The sequence below is a fragment of the Granulicella mallensis MP5ACTX8 genome (assembly GCF_000178955.2).
GTDB lineage: Bacteria > Acidobacteriota > Terriglobia > Terriglobales > Acidobacteriaceae > Granulicella > Granulicella mallensis.
On the sequence record NC_016631.1, the window covers coordinates 483,279 to 503,785 of the forward strand.

The window sequence follows — 20,507 nt, forward strand, 5'->3', positions numbered from 1 at the left end:
GAAGAAGACAATTCATGGCAAACACCAAGTCCATCACCAATAAAGAAGAGCGCAAGGCCGTAAAGCGCACCGCTCGCAAGAAAGCCGCTCCCAAGGCCCCACGTACCGGAGCACGCGGCGAGAACAAGGCCAAGGTCAAGAAGGCAGCACGCGGCGCCTCCAAGCGCTAACGGCACAGAAATCAATCACGGCGGACGGAGCTTCGGCTCTGCCCGCCGTTTCTCTTGCGGAAATTCCGCGCACCTGTCCGGTTGCGCATAAAATCACCCTACGTTCATAATTTCCTGCCGATGAGGAACGAGCACCTGGCCCGCCAAATCTTCGCCACGAAGTCCATCGACAAGCTGATTCGCGAGTCGGAGCTCCCTGGGAGCGCGCTCAAGAAGACGCTTGGCCCCATCTCGCTTACGGCGCTGGGGGTCGGCGCGGTCATCGGCTCAGGCATCTTCACGGTCATCGGCACGGCCATCGGCGGCAATCCCGCCGCGCTGGCCAACTGGAAAGAATCTCCGGTCATCGATCTGCTTCTGCACCACGGGCACATCGCCGGACGCCCCGGCGCAGGCCCGGCGCTAGCGCTTTCGCTGGTCCTGGTGGCGATCGTCTGTTGCTTCACCGGCCTCTGCTATGCCGAACTGGCGAGCATGATCCCCATCGCCGGTTCGGCCTACACCTATACCTACGCGACGCTCGGCGAGCTGATCGCCTGGATCATCGGCTGGGACCTGATCCTCGAATACGCCTTCTCGAACATGAGCGTATCGGTGGGCTTTGCCGCGCACTTTGTCGACCTGCTCGACTGGCTGGGCTTTCGACTGAGCCCCAAATGGCTCTCGCCTGCGTATCTTCCGCTGGGCTTGCAGGACCTCGCGGGCAAGGACATCTACGCGCCCGGCTGGCACTTCGGCTTCAACATTCCGGCGTTCCTCATCGTCATCCTGCTGACGATGATCCTGGTGCGCGGCATCCGCGAATCGGCCCGCACCAACAACATCATGGTGCTGGTGAAGATGGTCGCGATCCTCGTGTTCATCTTCGTGGGACTGCACTTCATCCATCCTGCAAACTACGTCCCCTTCTCGCCGAACGGCTGGAGTGGCGTGCTCGCGGGCGGAAGCATCATCTTCTTCACGTACATCGGCTTTGACTCCGTCTCGACAGCCAGCGAAGAGTGCTGCAATCCGCAGCGCGATGTGCCGATCGGTATCATCGCGACGCTGATCGTCTGCACGATCCTCTACATTGGCGTGGCTCTGGTGTTGACGGGCATTGTGCCGTGGCAGACTGTCATCGGCGATGCCGCGCCGGTGGTTAACGCGCTCAAGCGGCTGACGCTCCAGACCGGCAGCCCCCTGCTGCACTGGACACGCCTCATTGTCTTGCTGGGCGCGATCATCGGCATGGTCAGCTCGATCCTGGTCTTCCAGCTTGGCCAGGCGCGCGTGTGGTTTGCGATGTCGCGTGACAGGCTGCTGCCGGACATCTTCTCAAGACTGCATCCCAAGTTTCGTACTCCGGCCTTTGCGACGTGGTTCGCGGGCATCCTCGTCGCGATCCCTGCAGGGTTGTTCGATGTGGGCACGCTGGCCGAGCTCTCGAACATCGGCACACTGTTCGCGTTTGTGCTCGTATCGATTGGAGTGCTGGTGCTGCGCCACAAACAGCCTGAACGCCGTCGCGGCTTCCGCGTCCCCGGCGGCCCGGTATTTCCTGTGCTGAGCGTGATCTTCTGCGTGCTGCTGATGGCGGGACTGCCTGTTCGGACCTGGGAACGCTTCTTTATCTGGCTTGTGATTGGGCTGGTGGTTTACTTCTTCTACAGCCGCAAGCGCAGTGAGTTCTACAAGGGCTAATAAACCACCCAAACCTTGTCATCTCGACCTTCGGTCGAGATGACAAGGTTTGGGTGATTACATCACGCCGGAATCAACTGCTCGGCCTTCAACCGCTCAAACAGATCGAAGAACGACTTCGGCGTGTCCTGGTGCGCCAGGAACCCGAGCTTCCGGCTCTTGCTCATATCGTTGACGCACTCGATCTTCCGTCCCAGGTCGCCATCCGTGTGCCACCATGAGGCCAGCCGGTTGACATTGCTCTCCACCAGCCCATACTTCGCGGCAATGGCCTTCCACGTCTCGGCCGCGCCGGACATCTTTCCTTCGAGCGGAGCGCCGCCTTCGGGTGGTCCACCAGCCTCGATTCCAAAGTAAGCGGCCAACTGCGGCCACAGCCAGCGCCAGCGGAACACATCGCCGTTGACGACATTGAACGCTTCATTCCGCGCCGCCGGAGTCGTTGCCGCCCACTCCAGGTGCTCTGCCAGCAGGCGCGCATCGGTCATATCGGTCAGCGCGTTCCACTGCTCTACCGAGCCGGGAAGATGAACTTCTCGCCACTCTCGCGGCACAGCGTCGCGTACACCGCGAGCGTCGATCCCATGTTCATCGCATTGCCCACCGCAAAGCCGACGATCGTATGCGGCCGATGCACACTCCACCCGAAGCCTCTGCGCTCTGCCGCGGCATACATCACATCTTCCTGGGTGTAGTAGAAGTTCAGCCCCGGCAGGCGCGGCGTGTCCTCGCGGAACGGAGTCTCCGCAGCCGTCTGCCCATAGGACTCGAACGGTCCCAGGTACTGCTTCGTCCCGGTCACCAGGGCTGCGTGCTGCAGGCTCTTCGCACCTTCCAGTCCGGCGAAGACGTTCTCGACGATTCCGCCGTTGACCCGCACATTCTCGGCTTCGGTATCGTGGCGCACCCACGCGCTGATGAAGACGTCCGTAACATCTACACCCTGCAGGGCCTTGCGCACGGCTTCGGCGTCGCGAAGGTCGGCCGCAAGTCCGCGCACGCCGTCTACCACCTGTGCTCCGCGAGAGAGCCCAAGGACCTCCCAGCCGTTACCGATCAATCTCTTCGCCAGGTTCTGTCCTACCACCCCTGTCGATCCCACCACCAAAGCCGTCCGCTTCTGCATTAATCCTCCTGCTCGCGAGCACTTCCGTTTGCTCCGCAAGCACTCCCTTTATAGATGCTCGACCGGGCTGGAAGCATCAGGAAGGGCGGCCTCGAAGTTCGCGACAGCCTATAACTGCGTCCAACAGAGGAGAATGCCGAAAACCTTCCTCACAGCCGAGTGGCGCAAGCTCATCATGGCGCAGTACGACGTCGCACCGGAGATGCTCGCGCCGTGGCTTCCACGCGGTCTGGAGCTCGATCTCTTCCAGGGACGGTGTTACGTCTCGCTCGTCGGCTTCCTCTTCGACCGCGTTCGCCTCAAGGGCCTGCCGATTCCTTTCCACACCCGTTTCGAAGAGGTGAACCTGCGCTTCTACGTCGCGCACACCGCGCCGGACGGCACACGCAGGCGTGGCGTCGTCTTCATCCGCGAGTTCGTACCCCGAGCGGCGATTACGTTCGTCGCCAACACCTTCTACGAAGAGCCCTATGTAACCCTGCCGACGCTCTCCAGCATCGTGAAGAGCCCGCAATCGCTCGATGTGCAGTACTCCTGGAAGCACCGCGACAGGTGGCACAGCCTTGGGGTTGAAGCTTCGTTTGCCGCCCAGCCTATCGCCGCTGGAAGCGAAGAGGAGTTCATCACCGAGCACTACTGGGGCTATACCCGTCGCGGGAATGGCAGCACGTCGGCCTACGAGGTCCAGCATCCACGCTGGGAGACCTATCCCATTCTCCGCCATACCCTTGACGTCGATTTTGGTGCGCTCTACGGCGAGGCCTTCGAGGCGCTCAATGGCCAGAAACCGGCCAGCGTGCTGCTGGCCGAAGGCTCCCCGGTGAGCGTGCTGTCGGGGAGTGGCGAAAGCATCGCCTAGCTGTAGCTATTTCGTAAGCGCGCAGCTTTTGCCTTGAAAGGGCGTGGCTTCAGCCCCGCCGTTGGGACAACCTCTAAAGCGGCTTTAGCCGCCGAGGGAATCCTCGCTCACCACCCCCAATGCGACCCCAGCGCTTTCCCAGCGTCTAATCCTGTGGAGGTTTAAGATTGTCATCATGAGAACCATCGACGCCTCACAGGGCATTCGCATCCTCGACAGCCGCACTACCGCAAGCCTTCTCAGCAAGGTGCTTTGGATCACGACTGCCGGATTTCTTTTTACCGCCTTCGGAGCCTACATCGCTCCCGACGTTCTGCCCGGCGCGGGCTTCTTCGCGGTCGTTCTGATCAACTTCGGCCTGATCTTCGGAATCAGGGCCGCCACGCGCCGCTCCACGGGGCTGGGTCTGGCGCTCTTCTACCTCTTCACCGTGCTGATGGGTGTTGAGATCGGCCCGCTGCTCAAGGCCTATCTGCATATGGCCGGCGGCCAGACCATCGTCTTCGAAGCCGCGCTGACCACCGCGATGGGCATGGCGGTCATGGCCATGATCGCGCAGATCGCCCGCTTCGACTACCGCAAGCTCGCCTCGTTTGCCTTCGCAGCCCTGATCGGGCTGGTCATCATTGGCTTCCTCTCGGCGTTTCTGCACTTCATTAGCCCCGGTGTCTATGCCTGGCTGGGCCTGGTGATCTTCAGCGTCCTGCTGCTGGTGGATTTCATGCGGCTCCGCGACAGCCCCGCAGGCACCACGCCGGTGATGCTCGCTCTTAGCATCTATCTCGACGCGCTCAACATCTTCATCTTCCTGTTGCAGATCTTTGGCAACGGCGGCGGACGGCGCGATAACCGCTGGAGTTGAGCCGGCTGACTGTCTCACGTTGTTTTTATCCCGCCATAGAATCGTCATCCTGAGCGAAGTAGCTCGCGCACTTTGCGAGCTACGCAGTCGAAGGACCCCGAGGGGTGTCATGTCGCCCATGCCTTTGGCACCTTTTCGACCTCAAGCGTTCGAGCCCGGACCTTCGTGTTGGAAAAGGTCTCGGCATCATGGGTGAGATTGCAACCCTCGGGGTCCTTCGACTCCGCATCCCCAAAGGCCGGGACGCTACGCTCAGGATGACGATTCGGGGAAGGGTCTGAACAAGAACATCTAGGGCCTCTACCTTGGTTTGTTCTAACCTACCGAACCGTTCCTCATGTGATGCGCACGAGAGTTGACTACACTACTTGAATGGCACGCCGCACCAACTCTGCGCAAGATTCGCCGACTCAACTCGATCCGCTCACCTGGCTTCGTGGTCTCCCCAAAGCCGAGCTGCATCTGCACCTCGAAGGGTCGATCACCCCTGAGACCCTCGTAGAGCTCTCGCGCACCAACGATGCCGCACCCCTGTCTCTCGAAGCGGCGAAACAGGTCTACAGCTACGCCGACTTCCCCAGCTTCCTGATGAGCTTCAAGGCAGTCACCGAGCGGCTGCACACGCCCGCCGACTACGAGACCATCACCTATGCCATGCTGCGCGATCTCGCCGCGCAGGGCGTGCGTCACGCCGAGGCTTATATCTCCATCGGCATTCTCTACCACTTCGCGCGGCTGGATGTGGACGAGGTGATGGCTGCCATCGAGCGCGGCCGCGTGCGCGGCGAAAAGGACTTCGGCGTCTCGCTGCTGTGGATCATCGACGCTGTGCGCCACTTCGGCATCGAGGAGTGCGAACGAGTCTTCCGCAAGGCCGCTGAACTGCAGCATCAGTATCCCAGCGTGGTCGGCATTGGTATCGGCGGAGATGAGGCTCGTGGGCCCGCTCAAGAGTTCCGCGAGCTCTATGCCGAGGCCAAGGACGCAGGCCTGCACCTGACCTGCCACGCGGGCGAATCGACCGGCCCGCAGAGCATCTGGGCAGCTTTGAATATAGGAGCCGAACGCATCGGCCACGCCCTCACGGCGGAGCAGGACCCTGACCTCATCGAAGTGCTGGCCCAGCGGCAGATTCCGCTCGAACTCAACATCACGAGCAATCTCCGCACCGGCTGCTGCCCGGCCCTGCCGGAGCATCCCGTGCGCCGCTACTTCGACGAAGGCCTGATGGTTACGCTCAACTCCGACGACCCGCCGTTCTTCGGAGCCAACCTGCTCGACGAGTACCTGCTCTCCCACACCCAGTTCGAGTTCACGCTGGACCAGCTTCGCGAGGTCGCGGCCAACTCCATCGAGGCCAGCTTCCTCAAGCCGGAGCGCAAGCTCGCGCTGCTCGGCGAGATCGAACGCTACGGCTGGTAGCCGCTATTCCGCATTTTGCCGGCGCCTTCTAAAGGCGGCTACCTTGTGGCGATTGCCGCAGGTAGCCATGCTGCACCATCTGCGCCGATGCGACTTCGTCTGATCGTAGAACCAGAGAACACACTCCTCGTTTTCACAGCGCCGGACCAGCTCAAAGTTGGCGGTGGTAAGAAACTCCGCCGCCGCTTCGGCGAGGGGCGCGAGAACTTCCTCGGCGCTGCGCTGCTTCCAGCGCCGCACCAGGCGTAGGCCAGTCTTCTCCGGGATGAGTTCAAGATGGCTTCGCGCCTCCGAGAGAAACTCGTTGAGCGTGGACAGTTCCAGGCGCTTCTCCGCCTTGCGCCTCTCGATCAGCGTGCGGATCGCTTCACGCAGCGTACGCGCGCCGTGGAGCAGGGAAGCGGGTTTGAGGCCGGAGAGCTCCTTTTCGACAGGCCAGCCCGCCTGGGCCAGCCACTGCCGTACGTCGCCATCACTCTGCAGAGCGTCCACCAGCTCCCCATCGACAGCCGAGACAGTGTTGAGCATCTGAATCGCGGGATGCTCGGTGAACTTGTTGGGCAGGTCTTGCAATCCTGTTCCTTCGTGCAAAACGGTTACTTTCTCCGACATTCTGGCGGCCTCCTCTTCGCTTTATTTATTGTAACCCCTAAATATCATATTGACAGGTTACCAATGCAGGGTGTAACCATTGAAGTGCGGGATAGGTGGTGTCTTGATCCGGCGAGCACTCGAGTACCAAGGAGAGAATGAAATGACACGTAGAGACTTTGTCGTACAGGGCGGCAGCCTGGTGGCTGCGGCAGGTGCAGCTTCTGCTGCTGCGGAAAAACCGTCGGTGGCAAAGACGAAGGCACTTGTTCCGGTGACGTCGATTCGCCGGGTCGAAGCGGATGGGGTTACGGTGTTCTACCGTGAGGCCGGTGCTCCGGACGCGCCGGTGGTTCTGCTGCTGCATGGCTTTCCGACCTCGTCATTTCAGTACCGCGAGCTGATTCCCCGCCTTGCCGACAAGTACCGCGTGATCGCGCCCGACTTGCCGGGATTTGGATTTACAGAGGTCCCTGAGGGACGGCAGTACAAGTACACGTTCGACGCTCTGGCGAAGACGATATTGGCCTTCACTGAGGCTCTGAACCTGAAGCACTATGCGCTGTATGTCTTTGACTATGGAGCACCCACGGGGTTCCGCCTGGCGATGGCGCACCCGGAACGGGTAACGGCCATCGTGTCGCAGAACGGCAATGCGTATGAGGAGGGCCTCGGCGACGCCTGGGCGCCCATCCAGCGCTACTGGAGAGAGCCGACAGCCGCGAACCGCGAGGTGCTTCGCGGAGCCCTGAGCCCGGAGGGCTTGCGTTCGCAGTACGTCGATGGCGTGCCGCACCCCGAGAGGATCGCTCCAGAGGGCTACACGCTGGACGCGGCGATGATCGCACGGCCGGGCAACATGGAGATCCAACTCGACCTGTTCCTCGACTATGCCAACAACGTGAAGCTCTACCCGGCATTCCAGGAGTACTTCCGGAAGTCGAAGCCGCCGCTGCTGGCGATCTGGGGCAAGAACGATCTGTTCTTCATTCCCCCAGGGGCAGAGGCCTTCCGCCGCGACAACCCCAACGCAACGGTCCAGCTTCTGGATACGGGACACTTTGCGCTGGAGACGCATGTGGAAGAGATCGCCGAAGCCATGCGGCAGCTTCTCGCCAAGACCAGCGTAGGCTGACGAAGACGCTGAACAAGAGAGTCCTGATCTTTAGGGCCAAAGGCCCGTTTCATACCAGCCTGGGGTGAAGTGCAGCAGCGAGCGTTTCTAGCTCGCTGCAAGCGTAGCCCCAGGTGAGGAGCCAACAAGAAAGCAGAGGGCTGTAAGCCCGATTCATAGGATTCTGCACAGGAGATAGGTCGGGCTTACAGCCCTCAACTTCTTCTACTGCACCTGACCTGGGGCTACGCTTCCTGAGCCACCACGCTGTCGCATGCCGGCTCGGGTTCGCTCCACCCCAGGCTGGTATGAGACGGGCTCTTGGCCCTAAACATCAAATACGAACTCTTCCGCAGCCTGTCTAGCCGCTGAGGGAATGACGCAGAGCGCGCCTCCAACATTGGTCTCGCGCTCTGCGTCCAACTCCTCCAGCCATCTCGCGCGCATACAATAAACAGAGAATGACGCTCGCGCACATCCCTCATCTTCACTACATCTGGCTGGTAGTCGCATCCACAATCGCCGGTGTAATGAATGCGATGGCCGGCGGGGGTTCGTTCGTTTCTTTTCCCGCGATGCTGGGCGTGGGGGTTGCTCCGGTACAGGCCAATGCGACGAATACCGTCGCCCTCTGGCCGGGACAGCTTACCTCGGTCGCAGCACTGCGAGATGATGTCCGTCGGGACCTGTTGCCGACGGTCGCGCTGACCTGTCTCATCGGTGGAGTAGCGGGCGCTGAAGTGCTGCTGAACACGCCGCAGAGCACCTTCTTCAGACTGGTTCCATGGTTGCTGCTGGGCGGAACGGTGCTCTTCGGCATCAGCGGGCCCATCTCGCGCCGGCTGCGGTCGCGCGCAGCGCATCCTCATGAGCAACGCCCGATCCCTAAGCTCGGTCTGGCCGCTGCGTTGTTTCCGGTGTGCTTTTACATCGGCTACTTCGGCGCGGGCGGCGGCTTTCTGGCGATGACGGTTCTTGCGCTCTTTGGCGTGGAGAACATGCATGAACTGAACGCGATGAAGGTGGTCGCGGCACTGCTGTCCAACCTGGTGGCGATCGTTACGTTTATCTTGAAGGGCGCCGTGGTGTGGCACTATTGCGTTATCTCGATGGTCTTCGCGGCGGCTGGCGGCTACGTCGGAGCGCGTTGGGCCAAACGCACCAATCCCAACGTGTTGCGAGCGGTGATCGTCGTGACCGGATGCACGATTGCGGCTTATTTTTTCTGGAAACAGGCATAAAAAGGACAACGAAACTGGTCCGGCCCAGCCCGGAGAAGCGCCGCGATAGGGATTTTGCCCTTAGGGATGAGGATATTTGTATGAGTCATGAAGGAATCCGTATCGTTAGTGCGGAAGAAGCAATGAGAGAAGAAGCCACACCGAAGCTGACGGGAGATGCGATCTCTCCCGCGAAGGTGCGTGTGGACAAGAGCGGCGGCACGGGGATGACGATCGAGTGGCGCGATGGCCACACGAGTTCGTGGAACTTCGCGTGGCTGCGCGCGGCCTGCCCCTGCGCAACCTGTCATGAAGAGCGCAACGCCGCCGATCGCGCTCCCGGCATCGCGAAGCCGAAACCCGCGTCGTTGCTGCCGATGTTCGAAGCTCCGCCGCGGCCCGTCGATGTAACGCCGGTGGGCAAGTACGCGCTGCGCTTCAAGTGGAACGATGGCCACGAGGCCGGGTTGTACTCGTGGGATTATCTGAGGAACGTGTGCGATGTCGAGGCCCGGAAGCAGTCGCAGAAGCTCTAAGAGGCGCAGAAGCTCTGAGAGCGTTCGAATTGGATCTGCGAATTCCGCAATATCGCATATGTCCTTGTTCAACTCCCCACAGAATCGTCATCCTGAGCGAAGCGCCTCGCGTTTTTTGCGAGGTGCGCAGTCGAAGGACCCCGAGGGGCCTGATCTCACCCATGATCTCCGGACCTTCTCCACCACAAAGGCCCAGGCTCGAGCGCTTGAGGTGGAAAAGCGGCGAAGGACATCGGCAAGATTGCAACTCTCGGGGTCCTTCGACTCCGCGTCCCCAAAGGCCGGGACACTACGCTCAGGATGACGTCTCTATGGCGAGATCAAGATAAAACACTTCAAGCCACCGGCAGCTCCGGTGTCGCCGCCAGCAACTGCTGCGTATAAGCCTCACGCGGCGTCTCGCAAACCTCGCTCCACGTCCCTGTCTCGACCAGACGTCCACGCTGCATCACCGCGACGCGATGACAGAGATACCGCACCAGCGGCATCGAGTGCGAGATAAACAAACACGTCAGCCCATAACGCTGCTGCAAATCCCGCAGCAGGTTGATGACCTGCGCACCCACCGAGACATCAAGCGCACTCACCGGCTCGTCGAGCACCAGCAGATCGGGCCGCAGAGCCAGGGCACGGGCGATATTGATGCGCTGCCGCTGCCCGCCGGAGAACTCGTGGGGATAGCGCCGCAGCGCGGAGCGGTCGAGGCCTACTTCACTCAACAACTCGTCGAGTCGCGCCTCCAGTCCCTGCGGAGGCCGCTCTCCATGGATGGCGAACGGCTCAGCCAGCGTCTGCTGTACCGTCATGCGCGGATCGAGCGCCGCGTAGGGGTCCTGGAAGACGATGGCGAGCCTGCGGCGCAGGCGGCGCATCTCGCGCGGAGGGATGCGCATCAGGTCGAGCGTGCGCTGCTGTCCGTCGGCCTCTGTCGCGTTGTAGAGGATCTCCCCGGCGCTGGGTTCGATCAGCCGCAGCAGCATGCGCGCGACGGTGCTCTTGCCGGAGCCCGATTCGCCGACGAGGCCCAGCGTCTCCCCGCGAAAGATCTGCAGAGACACGTGGTCGACGACGCGTGCGCTGCCGTAGTCCTTGATGAGGTCCCGGGCCTCGATAAGAGGTTCGGCTTCGTGGAGATCGTTTGACTGAAGACTCATGCCGTCCTGAATGATGATACGAGGTCAGCTACTTCGAGGGGGCGGCATCGGTGCTCGTCGAATCGTCGCGCACGATCTTCCAGCCCGCCGGAGTCTTCTCCATGACGACCATGAAATAGCCGTTCGCATTACCGACGGCAGCGCTCCGCTCCAGGTGAAAGTGCCCTGTAGCCGTTGCGAAATGCTCATCCAGTGGCTGCACTTCAAGATTGGAGAAGGTGAGCGTGCCCATCTTCTCGCGTGTGGAATAGCCCGTGCGATAAGCCTCAAGCATCTGCGCATAGCCGCGGCGTACGGTGCGGCCGATGAACAGAATATCCGGCGAGTTCTTGTAGCTTGTGGCAAAGGAGTCCAGGTCTCCGCGATTCCAGTCGGCGGCAGATTTCTGCAGCACCGCGATGATGGCAGCGTCTTCGTGCGAAGAGGCCGTCTGTGCACGAAGAGGCAGAACGAGCAGGTAAAGTGCAAGAGGCAGGGAAAGAAGACGAAGCAAACGCATAACGGGCTCCTGTAAATGAAGTGATGAAATTGTAGAACCTGCCGGCTGTTCCTGTTTCGCGATCCTCGCAGAGATACCTGTCTATTCGGTAATGTCTGATGACGCGACGATCACTCTTTTGCCGTTGTTTCTGAGATAGGTCCAGCCTTTACGGGACAGACACGAATCCCATACTTTATGCCCCCACAGGAACGTCATCCTGAGCGTAGCGCCTCGCGTTTTTTGCGAGGTGCGGAGTCGAAGGACCCCGAAGGACTTGATCTCACCCATAGTGCTGGGAGCTTTTCTACCTCAAGCGTCCAGGCTCAAGTGCTTGAGGTAGAAAAACTCCAAAGAGTCTAGGCAAGAGGTCAACCCTCGGGGTCCTTCGACTCCGCGTCCCCAAAAGCTGGGACTCTACGCTCAGGATGACGATTTTGTGGGGATACATAAAACAAAAGCCACGGGTGCAGCGAGCTTGATTTCACTCTAAACCCGGCCTTAACTCCAAGTCCTCAGACATTCTCTGGCCCAAAGCCTGCATCTCAAACTTGCAGACCCGCAAGGCGGGTGCTGGAGGATGTATGGCCAAAGATCTCTACACGCTGCAAGACCCGACGAAGCAATATCCTTTGCCCAAGTTCAAGCATCAGCCCCAGCGTGTTCCCGGGCTCGCCGCGAAGATGACGCCGAAGCCCGACCACGGCGAGACGAGCTATCGCGGCAGCGCACGGCTGCCCAATCGCAAGGCCCTCGTAACAGGCGGAGACAGCGGCATCGGCCGCGCGGCGGCGATCGCCTTTGCGCGCGAGGGTGCGGACGTCGCAATCAACTACCTGCCGAGCGAAGAGAGCGACGCGAAGGAAGTCATCGCGCTGATCGAAGCCGAAGGCCGCAAGGCCTTTGCGTTTCCGGGCGACATCAGCAACGAGAAGTTCGCACGCAAGCTGGTGAAGGAGGCGCACAGGAAGCTGGGTGGCCTCGATGTGCTGGCATGTGTCGCGGGCAAGCAGCATGCAGTGGACAAGATCGCCGACGTGACGACGAAGCAGCTCGAAGAGACCTATCGCGTGAATGTCTTTGCCCTGTTCTGGATATGCCAGGAAGCGTTGGCCTTGATGCCTCCGGGTGGCTCGATCATCACGACAGCCTCGATTCAAGCCACGCACCCCAGCCCGAGCCTGCTGGACTACGCGCCGACGAAGGCCGCGATTCTCGCCTTCACACGCGCCTTGGCGCGGCAGGTAGCGGAAGACGGTATCCGCGTGAACTGCGTGGCGCCGGGGCCGGTATGGACGCCCCTGCAGACCAGCGGCGGACAGCCGGACAAGAAGATTCCGGCGTTCGGTTCGGAGACGCCGATGAAGCGGCCGGGACAACCGGTGGAGATGGCTCCGTTGTATGTGTTGCTGGCAAGCCAGGAGTCAAGCTATGTGACCGGCGAGGTCTACGGCGCGACTGGTGGGCTCGAGGTGGGATAACGGTTGTACTTCGATCTCGCAACCGTAGAGAATTGAAGCTATGGATAGCGTACGGATGGACAAGTGGCTGTGGGCGGCGCGGTTCTTCAAGACCCGCGCCCTCGCTGCACAAAGCTGCGAGCTGGGCCGCATCACCTCGAACGATCATCAGGCAAAGGCAGCGCGCGACGTGCGCGTCGGCGATCTGCTGCGTGTGAAGAACGAAGGCGGATTATTTGAAGTCGAAGTACTTGGGCTGAGTTCCGTGCGCGGCCCGGCTGCGACGGCGCAGGCCCTCTATCGCGAGACGGAAGCCAGCAAGGTGGCACGAGCAAAGGCAGAGGAAGAGCGAAAGGCCATGGCGGAGTTCGAGCTGCCGACCGGGCGGCCGAACAAGAAGGATCGACGGACGATTAGTAAGTTTCGCGGTCGGGTGATTGGCTTTTAATACGTTTCCTCACATGTCCTTAGATTGAGGAGGACAGGCGGAGCCTTGGCCTTAGGCCCAGCCGTTTCAAGATCTTTGTACATCGGTGTCTTTCAGGTCAGATGTTGTGCCCTTTGCATACTCTGTCATCTCGACCGAAGCATGCATGACGGCTTTGTGTCATGCGTAGTGGAGAGACCTGCAGTTTGCCTATGGAGGCGATATCGCCCGTACGAGCAAACTGCAGGTCTCTCCACTGCGGCGGCAAAGAACGCCGCCTCCGGTTAAGATGACAATTCTGAGATAGGTTGGTCGCCGCGACCTCAAAGACCTTGAAGCCATTGACTTTCAGACCCTTGCTCCCCCCGCGAGAGTCAGGCCGACAAAGTCGGCGATGGTGGAATAAATTTACGCTTTGCGTGTCTTCTCATTAGACAAATATTCGGAGAGACTCCGCCTGATTTTCTAGAGCGTGACGTTGTCGCTCGCGGATAAAACATAGTCTCTCGCCAGCGGCGTGCCTCGTGAGGATAACTTCACTGCGCGAATTCGCGCAGGCATCGTCGTTCCGAAAACTGGATAGAAGCATCTTGAGCTCTCTGCTTTGTCCCACTAATTGAAGAAGGGCTTCGTAAACAGAACATGTCTTTTAGGGTTGCCGTAACAATAGTTATTCTTTTTTTCTGCTCTATCCCAACATTCGGAGAATCATGCGCAGCAGGGTTTCGTGTTGAAGGTACCGTACTGGATCCGGATGGTCTGCTGATCGAGGGCGCGCACATCACAGCGACCGATGGTTCAAGTACTCAGACCAATACCAAAGGCTATTTTGTACTGCCATGTGTCTCTTCGAGCGCAACCGATCTAACCGTAGAAGCGGGCGGCTTCGCCTCTTCGTCAGTACACGCCGAGAACACCGCAGCAGGGAGCGCTACTGTCACCGTCAAGCTTGCCCTCGCCCAGGTTGATGCAGACGTAAGCATCGCTGCCGATTCGGGGACGGACGCTCCCGTTCTGGGCAGCCAGACATTAAATACAAAACAGGTAGAGCAGCTTGCTGATGATCCGGATGATCTCACTCGCGAGCTTCAGGCACTAGCCGCAACGGCCGGCGGCGGCGCAGCCAATGCGACGATCACGGTCGATGGCTTCGAGAATGCCAGTGCTTTGCCGCCAAAGGACACCATCGCATCTGTCAATCTTGACCCGGACCTGTTTTCGCCCCAGTACGAGTTCCCACCTTTCGATGGCGGTCATATTGAGATCACGACCAAGCCGGGACTAGGCGATCTGCATGGCTCCGTGTTCTTTACCGACAGCGACGGCAGTTTTAATGCCACAGATCCTTTTTCGCTCACCGCGACCCCTGCGAGCAAGCGTCGCTATGGCTTCAGCGTCGGTGGCCCCATTGTCAAGAAGAAGAGCGGCTTCAATCTGTCTTTGGAAAAACGCGACATCAATGAGTTCAACGTCGTAAACGCCATCACGCTCGATGCCAACAACAATCAGGAAGCCCTTCAGCAGGCGGTACAGGCACCGCAGCGCCTATGGATCGCTTCGGCACGAGCAGACGCACAGATAACCCCAAGCGAGTCGATTGTCGTCTCCTTCGCTGCGAACGTAAATAATCTGGGAAATCAGGGAGTTGGCGGTCTTACTCTCGCGGAAGCCGGCTTCGACAGCCATGTGAGCGAGTTTGACCTGCGTATTGCAAATACCCTGGTTCTTGGCCCGCATCTGCTGGACCAGACCCGCATGGGTTACTCCTGGAAAGATACGGCACAGACGCCGCTCTCCACCGCGCCGCAGCTTCAGGTCGCCGGCTTTTTTACCGGCGGCGGCTCCACGGCGCAGGCCCTCAACAACCGCGAGCGCGATCTTGAGATTAATAACGATCTGTTCTACGACCACGGCAAACACACCATGAAGTTCGGCGTTCGCTCGTTGGCCTACTATGTGCACGACAATGACCCGGATACCTTCAACGGAGCATTCATCTTCGGTGGCGGAAGCGCTCCGGTGCTTGATGCCGACAACCAGCCGCTCCCGCAGACCACTAACATTACTGCGCTCGAACAGTATCGGCGCGCGAATCTAAACCTTGCAGGCGGTACCCCGACAGAGTTCCAGATTACGACTGGAGACCCATTGGTCGCCTTTACCCAGTGGAAAGTCTCAATCTTTGCCGAGGATGTCATCAAACTGACGCCACATCTGACCTTTACCACTGGCCTCCGTTATCAATTGCAGACCTCGCCCGATAACTCTCTCAACTTCGGCCCGCGAGCGGGACTTGCGTGGGCATTTGGCAAGAAGGATTCGACCGTATTGCACGCCCGGATCGGTCTTTTTAGTCAATCGTCCCCACTTAAGATTTCGACGGAAGCCTTTCGTCTCAACGGCATCCTTCAGGATCAGGCACTCGTCTACTCCCCGTCCTTTACCTCACCGTTGACCCCGACAGGGGGATCACTGCAGGTGAACACCATTCGTTCCCTACCCCACGCCTTGGGGCAGAACAGCGTCTATCTCTATCAGTTGGGGGGAGAACAAGGGCTCCCCTATGGATGGAGCGCAGAGGTCAGCTTTTTTGCGGGAGTGGGATGGAATTGGTTCCGTATACGGAATATCAATGCGCCGCTCGTTGCCGGCAGCAATGGTGTTCCGCCCGATCCTACCTCTGCACTGCTTGCGCCGCGCCCCCTCCAACCGAATCTCAATATCCTGCAGTTCCAGAACTCCGCTCACCTTTCCGGCAATGTTTTACAAGTGAGTCTCAGCCAGCAGAGTTACAAATATGCCAACTTCTCGCTGGCCTGGATTTATGAAACAACCAGGTCGGATGCCGGCAACTCTTTCGACTCGCCGCAATCCACCTACAGCGAGGCTGGCGAGGCATCCAGAGCCGACTGGCAGAACACGAATGACCTCATTCTTACCGGCAATCTGAACCTGCCGCGCAAAGTTCAGTTCTCAACAGAGATTGACGCCCAGACTGGCATCCCCTTTAACATCACCACCGGGACAGACTCCAACGGAGACGGTATCTTCAACGATCGTCCTTCATTCGCCACGGCTCCCGGCAACGGTGTCTTCGCCACGCGTTACGGTCTGCTCAGCACGAATACCGTGAATGGCAATGTTCCACGTAACTTCGGCACAATGCCCTCTACCGTGCACATCGATGCCAATCTCAGCCGGGCGTTTGCGCTCGACAGAGGCAAGGACACCCCTCGCACGCTCACGCTCAATGTTCGCAGCGCTAACCTGATCAACCATACGAACGTGACCGCCGTCGGCACAGTCGTCTCCTCTCCGAACTTTGCCCAGGGCGTTACCGCAGAAGCTGCGCGTCGCCTGGAACTGGGGGCCCGGGTCTCCTTCTGAGAAGACATCAACCTGGAGCAATTTACCCGATGTCCAGCATGGAGTCTCATCTCATGCAGGGCATCGGGCGCGCCGTTGTACCTATGGGAGAAACGTTCCAGAGCATTTTCCCTGTAGGTGTAGAGCGGCGCCTCGATCTTTATGGATGTTTTCCCCAATGAAAACACCGCTGCACGCCCGTTTCCGGATTCCCAGCAACAGGGAAAATGCTCTAAGTGCTACGCCGGTGCCTGGTGTTCGCAACGGTTAAGTTGCCTCTCGAAAACAAAAGCTACTATTTAGCCTGATAGGCCTTTAGGAAGACGTTGACTGCGGCATGGACGCGCTGGTTCTTTTCGCGAGTTGTTGCACGATCTCCAATACGCAGGACCTATCCGGGACACTCCACTCACGAATCGGCACACGCCTGGATCAGGGGACTGTCGACGGTGAAATGATGGCTCGAGTGAATGGCACGGATTTGCTCCGCCTGTTTATGGAATAAAACCTTCCGTCAGTTGTCTTTCCAACAGAGGGTTTGAATGTTTTTACCGTATTCGAAGTACGTGTGTGCAGGGGTAGTCTTTTTCTTAGCGGCAATCGCTGTTAGAGCACAAGTTCAGGTGACGGTCGAACAACATTCAGCAGATACCTACCCTGCATTTCGGTTTTCTAAAGTCCCACCTCCGCAAGCTCATGATGCAGCGGTAGATGCTGCGATCAGTGTCGTCGACGGAACGGCCGATCCACACTGCGGCGGCCTGTCTGTCCTGAAGGACGGGATTACACCGGTTCGCGCCGACCAACCTAACCTAAATTTCTTTTTTGCACCTGGAAGCAACGGAGGCAGGTTGCAGTTCGATCTCCATAGGCGTGTAAACATTCAGAACGTTAACACTTATTCATGGCATTCAAGCAGCCGAGCCCCCCAGATTTATACTCTCTACGGTAGTGACGGGCTAGGCGCGAACTTCAATCCCGAACCGAAGCGCCCTGTCGATCCATCTCGGGTTGGATGGCGAATGCTGGGCAAGGTGGATACACGCAAGACCAATGGGGCCGTGGGAGGCGCATATGGGGTCAGTATTCACGATCCTTCTCAGCCCGTTGGCCACTATCGCTATCTTCTGTTCGATATAGAAGCCGCCGAAACCAGAGATTCGATCGGCAATACCTTTTATAGTGAGATCGATGTTATTGAGACAGGCCAACCGCTCGCGGATGAGGTTGCACTGCCGGGTCTGACTTCGTATTCCATTGAAGGGGCAAATATCATTTCACGCTGGATGTTTCTCAAACGCCCGAATTGGCCGTCTGGGCCAGGGAACAATTAGTTCCAGTTGTGAAGCAGTGGTACCCGACGATCATTGCGATGCTCCCCAGCCCTCGCTATTCGCCACCACGAAGTTTCACTATCACTTTCTACAAAGATATGGGGGGTGTCGCGGTAACGTCTGGAACACACATCTCCGGCTCTGCTGCATGGTATCGAAACAACATGACTGGCGAGGGGGTTGGTTCAATCGTTCATGAAATGGTCCATGTGGTACAGCAGTTTGGTTCCGCGCGAGTGCCACTGTGGCTGACTGAGGGCTCGGCAGACTACGTACGTTTCTATCGTTTCGAACCCCAGACCCATGGAGCAGACATTCGTCCCGCCGACGCGGCCAAAGCTCGCTATGATGCCAGTTACCGCACGTCCGCCAATTTTCTTAATTGGGTGAGCAATCGGTACGATCCCAATTTGGTCCCGGAATTAAACAGTGCAATACGTCAAGGAGCATACAAGGACAATCTTTGGCAAAAATTCACTGGGCATTCATTGGAGAATTTGGGGGCAGAGTGGAAGAATTCGATTGGGCAATAGCAGAGTGCCAGAGCATGTTCACTATAGGTGTAGATTGAATCCCCGCGCTACATCCACAGGGAAAATGCTCTAGCTTAGGCCGGTGCTCTGCGCCTGTTCATGTGCGTGGTAGCTGGAGCGCACCAGCGGCCCGGACTCTACGTGACGGAAGCCCATCTGCAAGGCTTCGTGCTTGAGGAAGGCGAACTCATCCGGCGTGTAGAAGCGCGACATCGGCAGGTGATCGCGCGAGGGGCGCAGGTACTGGCCGACGGTGAGGATATCCACCTTGCGGTCCGCGAGGTCGCGGAACACCGCAAGCAGCTCGTGCATCTCTTCGCCCATGCCGACGATGATGCCGGTCTTGGTAACGATCGGGCCATCTACATGCTCAGCAGACTCGCGCTTGGCGTTGTCGAGGAAGGCCAGCGAACGTTCGTAGCGGCCGCCGGACTTGGCGACGCGGTACAGCCGTGGCACGGTCTCGATATTGTGGTTCAGAATCTCGGGCCGCGCGTTCACGACGAGGCGGCGAGCCTCATCCACGCCCTGAAAGTCGGGCGTCAGCACTTCCACCTGGCAGCCGGGGGCCTGCTTGCGAATCTCCTGGATGACGTTTACGAAGGCCCGTGCGGCGCCGAGGTTGTCGTCGTCGCGATTCACACTGGTAATGACGGCATGCTTCAGGCCCAGCTGTGCGACCGCATAGGCTACGCGCTCAGGCTCCTGGTGGTCGATCGGCTCAGGCTTTCCCTTGGGCACGGCGCAGAAGCCGCAGCGCCGCGTGCAGAGGTTGCCGAGCATCATGAAGGTCGCGGTCTTGTGGTTCCAGCACTCGCCGATGTTGGGGCAGTGGGCAGACTCGCAGACGGTGTGCAGGTTAAGCTCGCGGGCCAGCTTCTTCAGGTTGTGGAAGGTCTCGCCCATCGGCGCGCGCGCCTTGAGCCACTCGGGCTTGGGAGCGGGCTTGCGTGGAGTCAGGTCGATCTGGACGAGAGGTTCGGTCTGGAGCAGCGGGGCCATGAGCTTATTCGATTGTAGCCCTTTCAGAAAGGAGCGAGGAACGGGCGTTTATCGAGCGACGAACGGTGCACAGACGGTGTGCTGTGAAATGAATCACCCTGGAATTGTCATCTCGACCGGAGGCGGCGTTCTTTGCCGCCGTAGTGGAGAGACCTGCAGCTTGCCTGCGCAGGCGACACTGCCTCCACTAACAAGCCTGCAGGTCTCTCCGCTACGCATGACATAAAGCCGTCATGCTTCGGTCGAGATGACAAGGTATGGGTGGAGTGAAGAGCGCCACAGCACGGTTGTTACGAAAGGTGGTCCCTACCGCAGGCGCTCGCGTACTTCGGGGCGGCTCAGGTAGAGGAAGAAGACCATCGCGAAGAGTCCCTGGATGACGTATGGCGCGATGTGCGTGCGATGGAAGCCGTAGAAGTATCCGCCAGCCATCGCCAGGCAGCCGGCTGTGACCAGCGCCCAGCCCCAGCGCTGCAGGCGTAGCAGGCCGAAGACGCCGATGACCAGCAGCGTGCAGACGCCGAGGATGCTGTACTTCGCCGTGCTCAGGCCGAACTTGCCGCTCATGGCGGCGAAGGCATTGAGCATCGCCATCAGCAGCAGGTACATGCCGATCAGGGCCATGCCGGGCAGCATGCCCTTGGCCTCTCCCGCAGGAGTGCCGGGGAGGTGTCGTGAACGAAAGCCAAGATCTTGCGCCGGAGGTACGGAGGGGGTGCCGGTTGTCTGCGGATTTTCAGGGATGTCGGGCATGGTGTTCGATTTACAGCGTATGCAGATAGGCCAGCAGGTCGTAGAGATCCTGGGGGTCGGTATTGGGCTGCGCGGGCATCAGGTTGCGTCCGTGCAGAACGGTCGCGGTTACACGCTCATCGTTGGCCGGTGCGCCGCTCGGCAGGTACTGCTTCTTGAAGACGCCCCGCAGCGGCGGCCCATGCAGCGGGTCGGAGACTCGGTCGTAGTGGCACTGCGCGCAGTGAGCCTGATAGACCTGGTGACCCCGGGCCTGCTGCGGGTTGAGCTGGGTGAGCGGTATCGGGGGAGGCGTGGAGTCACACCCTGCGAGGCAGAGAAGAAAGGGCAGAGCGCAGAGGATAGAGAGGCCAAGGACCCGACGAAGCGTCTTCTTAGAATCGTTATTCACTTACTCTCTATCCTCTACTCTCTACG

The 20,507-nt window shown here is 59.4% G+C and carries 21 protein-coding genes; 13 read left to right on the plus strand and 8 right to left on the minus strand.

Annotated elements, in window-relative coordinates; genetic code table 11:
• Nucleotides 1-14: 14 nt before the first annotated feature.
• Nucleotides 15-170, plus strand: coding sequence for a hypothetical protein (locus ACIX8_RS25810; protein WP_014263649.1), 156 nt, complete (start codon nt 15-17; stop codon nt 168-170).
• A 120-nt stretch (nt 171-290) separates the two neighbouring features.
• Nucleotides 291-1,853: an amino acid permease gene (locus ACIX8_RS02020; protein ID WP_014263650.1), complete on the plus strand. Its 1,563-nt coding sequence runs from the start codon at nt 291-293 to the stop codon at nt 1,851-1,853.
• Between the two features lie 62 nt (nt 1,854-1,915).
• Here the strand turns inward: ACIX8_RS02020 and ACIX8_RS26070 are convergent, their stop codons facing one another.
• Nucleotides 1,916-2,407: a Rossmann-fold NAD(P)-binding domain-containing protein gene (locus ACIX8_RS26070; protein WP_223295450.1), complete on the minus strand. Its 492-nt coding sequence runs from the start codon at nt 2,405-2,407 to the stop codon at nt 1,916-1,918.
• On the minus strand, nt 2,365-2,979 hold the full coding sequence (locus tag ACIX8_RS26075; RefSeq protein ID WP_223295451.1) for an NAD-dependent epimerase/dehydratase family protein: 615 nt from the start codon (nt 2,977-2,979) through the stop codon (nt 2,365-2,367). Before ACIX8_RS26075 ends, ACIX8_RS26070 begins: the two co-directional genes overlap by 43 nt.
• A gap of 133 nt (nt 2,980-3,112) precedes the next feature.
• On the opposite strand from ACIX8_RS26075, the gene ACIX8_RS02030 reads away from it, so the two are divergent.
• From ACIX8_RS02030 to add, 3 genes are all read left to right on the plus strand, one after another.
• Nucleotides 3,113-3,838, plus strand: coding sequence for a YqjF family protein (locus ACIX8_RS02030; protein WP_014263651.1), 726 nt, complete (start codon nt 3,113-3,115; stop codon nt 3,836-3,838).
• 175 nt (nt 3,839-4,013) lie between these two features.
• Complete coding sequence (locus ACIX8_RS02035; protein WP_014263652.1) at nt 4,014-4,700, plus strand: Bax inhibitor-1/YccA family protein; 687 nt, start codon at nt 4,014-4,016, stop codon at nt 4,698-4,700.
• Nucleotides 4,701-5,072: 372 nt separating this feature from the next.
• Nucleotides 5,073-6,122, plus strand: a complete 1,050-nt coding sequence (gene add / locus ACIX8_RS02040; protein ID WP_014263653.1) for an adenosine deaminase — start codon at nt 5,073-5,075, stop codon at nt 6,120-6,122.
• A 3-nt stretch (nt 6,123-6,125) separates the two neighbouring features.
• On the opposite strand, the gene ACIX8_RS02045 is transcribed toward add, so the two are convergent.
• Complete coding sequence (locus ACIX8_RS02045) at nt 6,126-6,734, minus strand: CGNR zinc finger domain-containing protein (protein ID WP_014263654.1); 609 nt, start codon at nt 6,732-6,734, stop codon at nt 6,126-6,128.
• A 142-nt stretch (nt 6,735-6,876) separates the two neighbouring features.
• On the opposite strand from ACIX8_RS02045, the gene ACIX8_RS02050 reads away from it, so the two are divergent.
• The 3 genes from ACIX8_RS02050 (at nt 6,877) to ACIX8_RS02060 (ending at nt 9,583) form a co-directional block, all read left to right on the plus strand.
• Nucleotides 6,877-7,848: an alpha/beta fold hydrolase gene (locus tag ACIX8_RS02050; RefSeq protein WP_014263655.1), complete on the plus strand. Its 972-nt coding sequence runs from the start codon at nt 6,877-6,879 to the stop codon at nt 7,846-7,848.
• 440 nt (nt 7,849-8,288) lie between these two features.
• Nucleotides 8,289-9,068, plus strand: a complete 780-nt coding sequence (locus tag ACIX8_RS02055; protein WP_014263656.1) for a sulfite exporter TauE/SafE family protein — start codon at nt 8,289-8,291, stop codon at nt 9,066-9,068.
• An 80-nt stretch (nt 9,069-9,148) separates the two neighbouring features.
• Nucleotides 9,149-9,583 carry a DUF971 domain-containing protein gene (locus ACIX8_RS02060; protein ID WP_014263657.1) on the plus strand — a complete coding sequence of 145 codons (435 nt, stop codon included), beginning with the start codon at nt 9,149-9,151 and terminating at the stop codon, nt 9,581-9,583.
• Between the two features lie 335 nt (nt 9,584-9,918).
• Here the strand turns inward: ACIX8_RS02060 and ACIX8_RS02065 are convergent, their stop codons facing one another.
• On the minus strand, nt 9,919-10,737 hold the full coding sequence (locus tag ACIX8_RS02065; RefSeq protein ID WP_014263658.1) for an ATP-binding cassette domain-containing protein: 819 nt from the start codon (nt 10,735-10,737) through the stop codon (nt 9,919-9,921).
• 28 nt (nt 10,738-10,765) lie between these two features.
• Nucleotides 10,766-11,236 carry a YybH family protein gene (locus ACIX8_RS02070; protein ID WP_014263659.1) on the minus strand — a complete coding sequence of 157 codons (471 nt, stop codon included), beginning with the start codon at nt 11,234-11,236 and terminating at the stop codon, nt 10,766-10,768.
• A gap of 563 nt (nt 11,237-11,799) precedes the next feature.
• On the opposite strand from ACIX8_RS02070, the gene ACIX8_RS02075 reads away from it, so the two are divergent.
• From ACIX8_RS02075 to ACIX8_RS02095, 5 genes are all read left to right on the plus strand, one after another.
• Entirely contained in the window at nt 11,800-12,696 is an 897-nt protein-coding gene (locus ACIX8_RS02075) for an SDR family oxidoreductase (protein ID WP_014263660.1), read from the plus strand.
• A gap of 40 nt (nt 12,697-12,736) precedes the next feature.
• Entirely contained in the window at nt 12,737-13,123 is a 387-nt protein-coding gene (locus tag ACIX8_RS02080) for an RNA-binding S4 domain-containing protein (protein WP_014263661.1), read from the plus strand.
• Nucleotides 13,124-13,744: 621 nt separating this feature from the next.
• Nucleotides 13,745-16,489, plus strand: coding sequence for a TonB-dependent receptor (locus ACIX8_RS02085; protein WP_014263662.1), 2,745 nt, complete (start codon nt 13,745-13,747; stop codon nt 16,487-16,489).
• 521 nt (nt 16,490-17,010) lie between these two features.
• Nucleotides 17,011-17,802 (plus strand): hypothetical protein, encoded by a 792-nt coding sequence (locus ACIX8_RS02090; RefSeq protein WP_150110458.1) that lies wholly within the window; start codon nt 17,011-17,013, stop codon nt 17,800-17,802.
• 8 nt (nt 17,803-17,810) lie between these two features.
• A complete protein-coding gene (locus tag ACIX8_RS02095; protein WP_150110459.1) occupies nt 17,811-18,335 on the plus strand; it encodes a basic secretory protein-like protein in 525 nt (174 codons plus the stop codon).
• Between the two features lie 69 nt (nt 18,336-18,404).
• Here the strand turns inward: ACIX8_RS02095 and lipA are convergent, their stop codons facing one another.
• The 3 genes from lipA to ACIX8_RS02110 all read right to left on the minus strand — a co-directional run bounded on the left by lipA (nt 18,405) and on the right by ACIX8_RS02110 (nt 20,481).
• Nucleotides 18,405-19,337, minus strand: coding sequence for a lipoyl synthase (lipA, locus tag ACIX8_RS02100; RefSeq protein WP_014263664.1), 933 nt, complete (start codon nt 19,335-19,337; stop codon nt 18,405-18,407).
• 306 nt (nt 19,338-19,643) lie between these two features.
• The gene (locus ACIX8_RS02105) at nt 19,644-20,090 is read right to left on the minus strand and encodes a hypothetical protein (RefSeq protein WP_014263665.1); all 447 of its coding nucleotides are present in this window, start codon (nt 20,088-20,090) and stop codon (nt 19,644-19,646) included.
• A 10-nt stretch (nt 20,091-20,100) separates the two neighbouring features.
• Nucleotides 20,101-20,481 (minus strand): c-type cytochrome, encoded by a 381-nt coding sequence (locus ACIX8_RS02110; RefSeq protein ID WP_014263666.1) that lies wholly within the window; start codon nt 20,479-20,481, stop codon nt 20,101-20,103.
• Between the last annotated feature and the right edge of the window lie 26 nt (nt 20,482-20,507).

Excerpts from the sequence above, each read along its gene's own strand:
- ACIX8_RS25810 (WP_014263649.1), top strand. The coding sequence starts at position 15 with ATGGCAAACACCAAGTCCATCACCAATAAAGAAGAGCGCAAGGCCGTA.
- ACIX8_RS02020 (WP_014263650.1), top strand. The coding sequence starts at position 291 with ATGAGGAACGAGCACCTGGCCCGCCAAATCTTCGCCACGAAGTCCATC.
- ACIX8_RS26075 (WP_223295451.1), bottom strand. The coding sequence starts at position 2,979 with ATGCAGAAGCGGACGGCTTTGGTGGTGGGATCGACAGGGGTGGTAGGA.
- ACIX8_RS02030 (WP_014263651.1), top strand. The coding sequence starts at position 3,113 with ATGCCGAAAACCTTCCTCACAGCCGAGTGGCGCAAGCTCATCATGGCG.
- ACIX8_RS02035 (WP_014263652.1), top strand. The coding sequence starts at position 4,014 with ATGAGAACCATCGACGCCTCACAGGGCATTCGCATCCTCGACAGCCGC.
- add (WP_014263653.1), top strand. The coding sequence starts at position 5,073 with ATGGCACGCCGCACCAACTCTGCGCAAGATTCGCCGACTCAACTCGAT.
- ACIX8_RS02045 (WP_014263654.1), bottom strand. The coding sequence starts at position 6,734 with ATGTCGGAGAAAGTAACCGTTTTGCACGAAGGAACAGGATTGCAAGAC.
- ACIX8_RS02050 (WP_014263655.1), top strand. The coding sequence starts at position 6,877 with ATGACACGTAGAGACTTTGTCGTACAGGGCGGCAGCCTGGTGGCTGCG.
- ACIX8_RS02055 (WP_014263656.1), top strand. The coding sequence starts at position 8,289 with ATGACGCTCGCGCACATCCCTCATCTTCACTACATCTGGCTGGTAGTC.
- ACIX8_RS02060 (WP_014263657.1), top strand. The coding sequence starts at position 9,149 with ATGAGTCATGAAGGAATCCGTATCGTTAGTGCGGAAGAAGCAATGAGA.
- ACIX8_RS02065 (WP_014263658.1), bottom strand. The coding sequence starts at position 10,737 with ATGAGTCTTCAGTCAAACGATCTCCACGAAGCCGAACCTCTTATCGAG.
- ACIX8_RS02070 (WP_014263659.1), bottom strand. The coding sequence starts at position 11,236 with ATGCGTTTGCTTCGTCTTCTTTCCCTGCCTCTTGCACTTTACCTGCTC.
- ACIX8_RS02075 (WP_014263660.1), top strand. The coding sequence starts at position 11,800 with ATGGCCAAAGATCTCTACACGCTGCAAGACCCGACGAAGCAATATCCT.
- ACIX8_RS02080 (WP_014263661.1), top strand. The coding sequence starts at position 12,737 with ATGGATAGCGTACGGATGGACAAGTGGCTGTGGGCGGCGCGGTTCTTC.
- ACIX8_RS02085 (WP_014263662.1), top strand. The coding sequence starts at position 13,745 with ATGTCTTTTAGGGTTGCCGTAACAATAGTTATTCTTTTTTTCTGCTCT.
- ACIX8_RS02090 (WP_150110458.1), top strand. The coding sequence starts at position 17,011 with ATGTTTTTACCGTATTCGAAGTACGTGTGTGCAGGGGTAGTCTTTTTC.
- lipA (WP_014263664.1), bottom strand. The coding sequence starts at position 19,337 with ATGGCCCCGCTGCTCCAGACCGAACCTCTCGTCCAGATCGACCTGACT.
- ACIX8_RS02105 (WP_014263665.1), bottom strand. The coding sequence starts at position 20,090 with ATGCCCGACATCCCTGAAAATCCGCAGACAACCGGCACCCCCTCCGTA.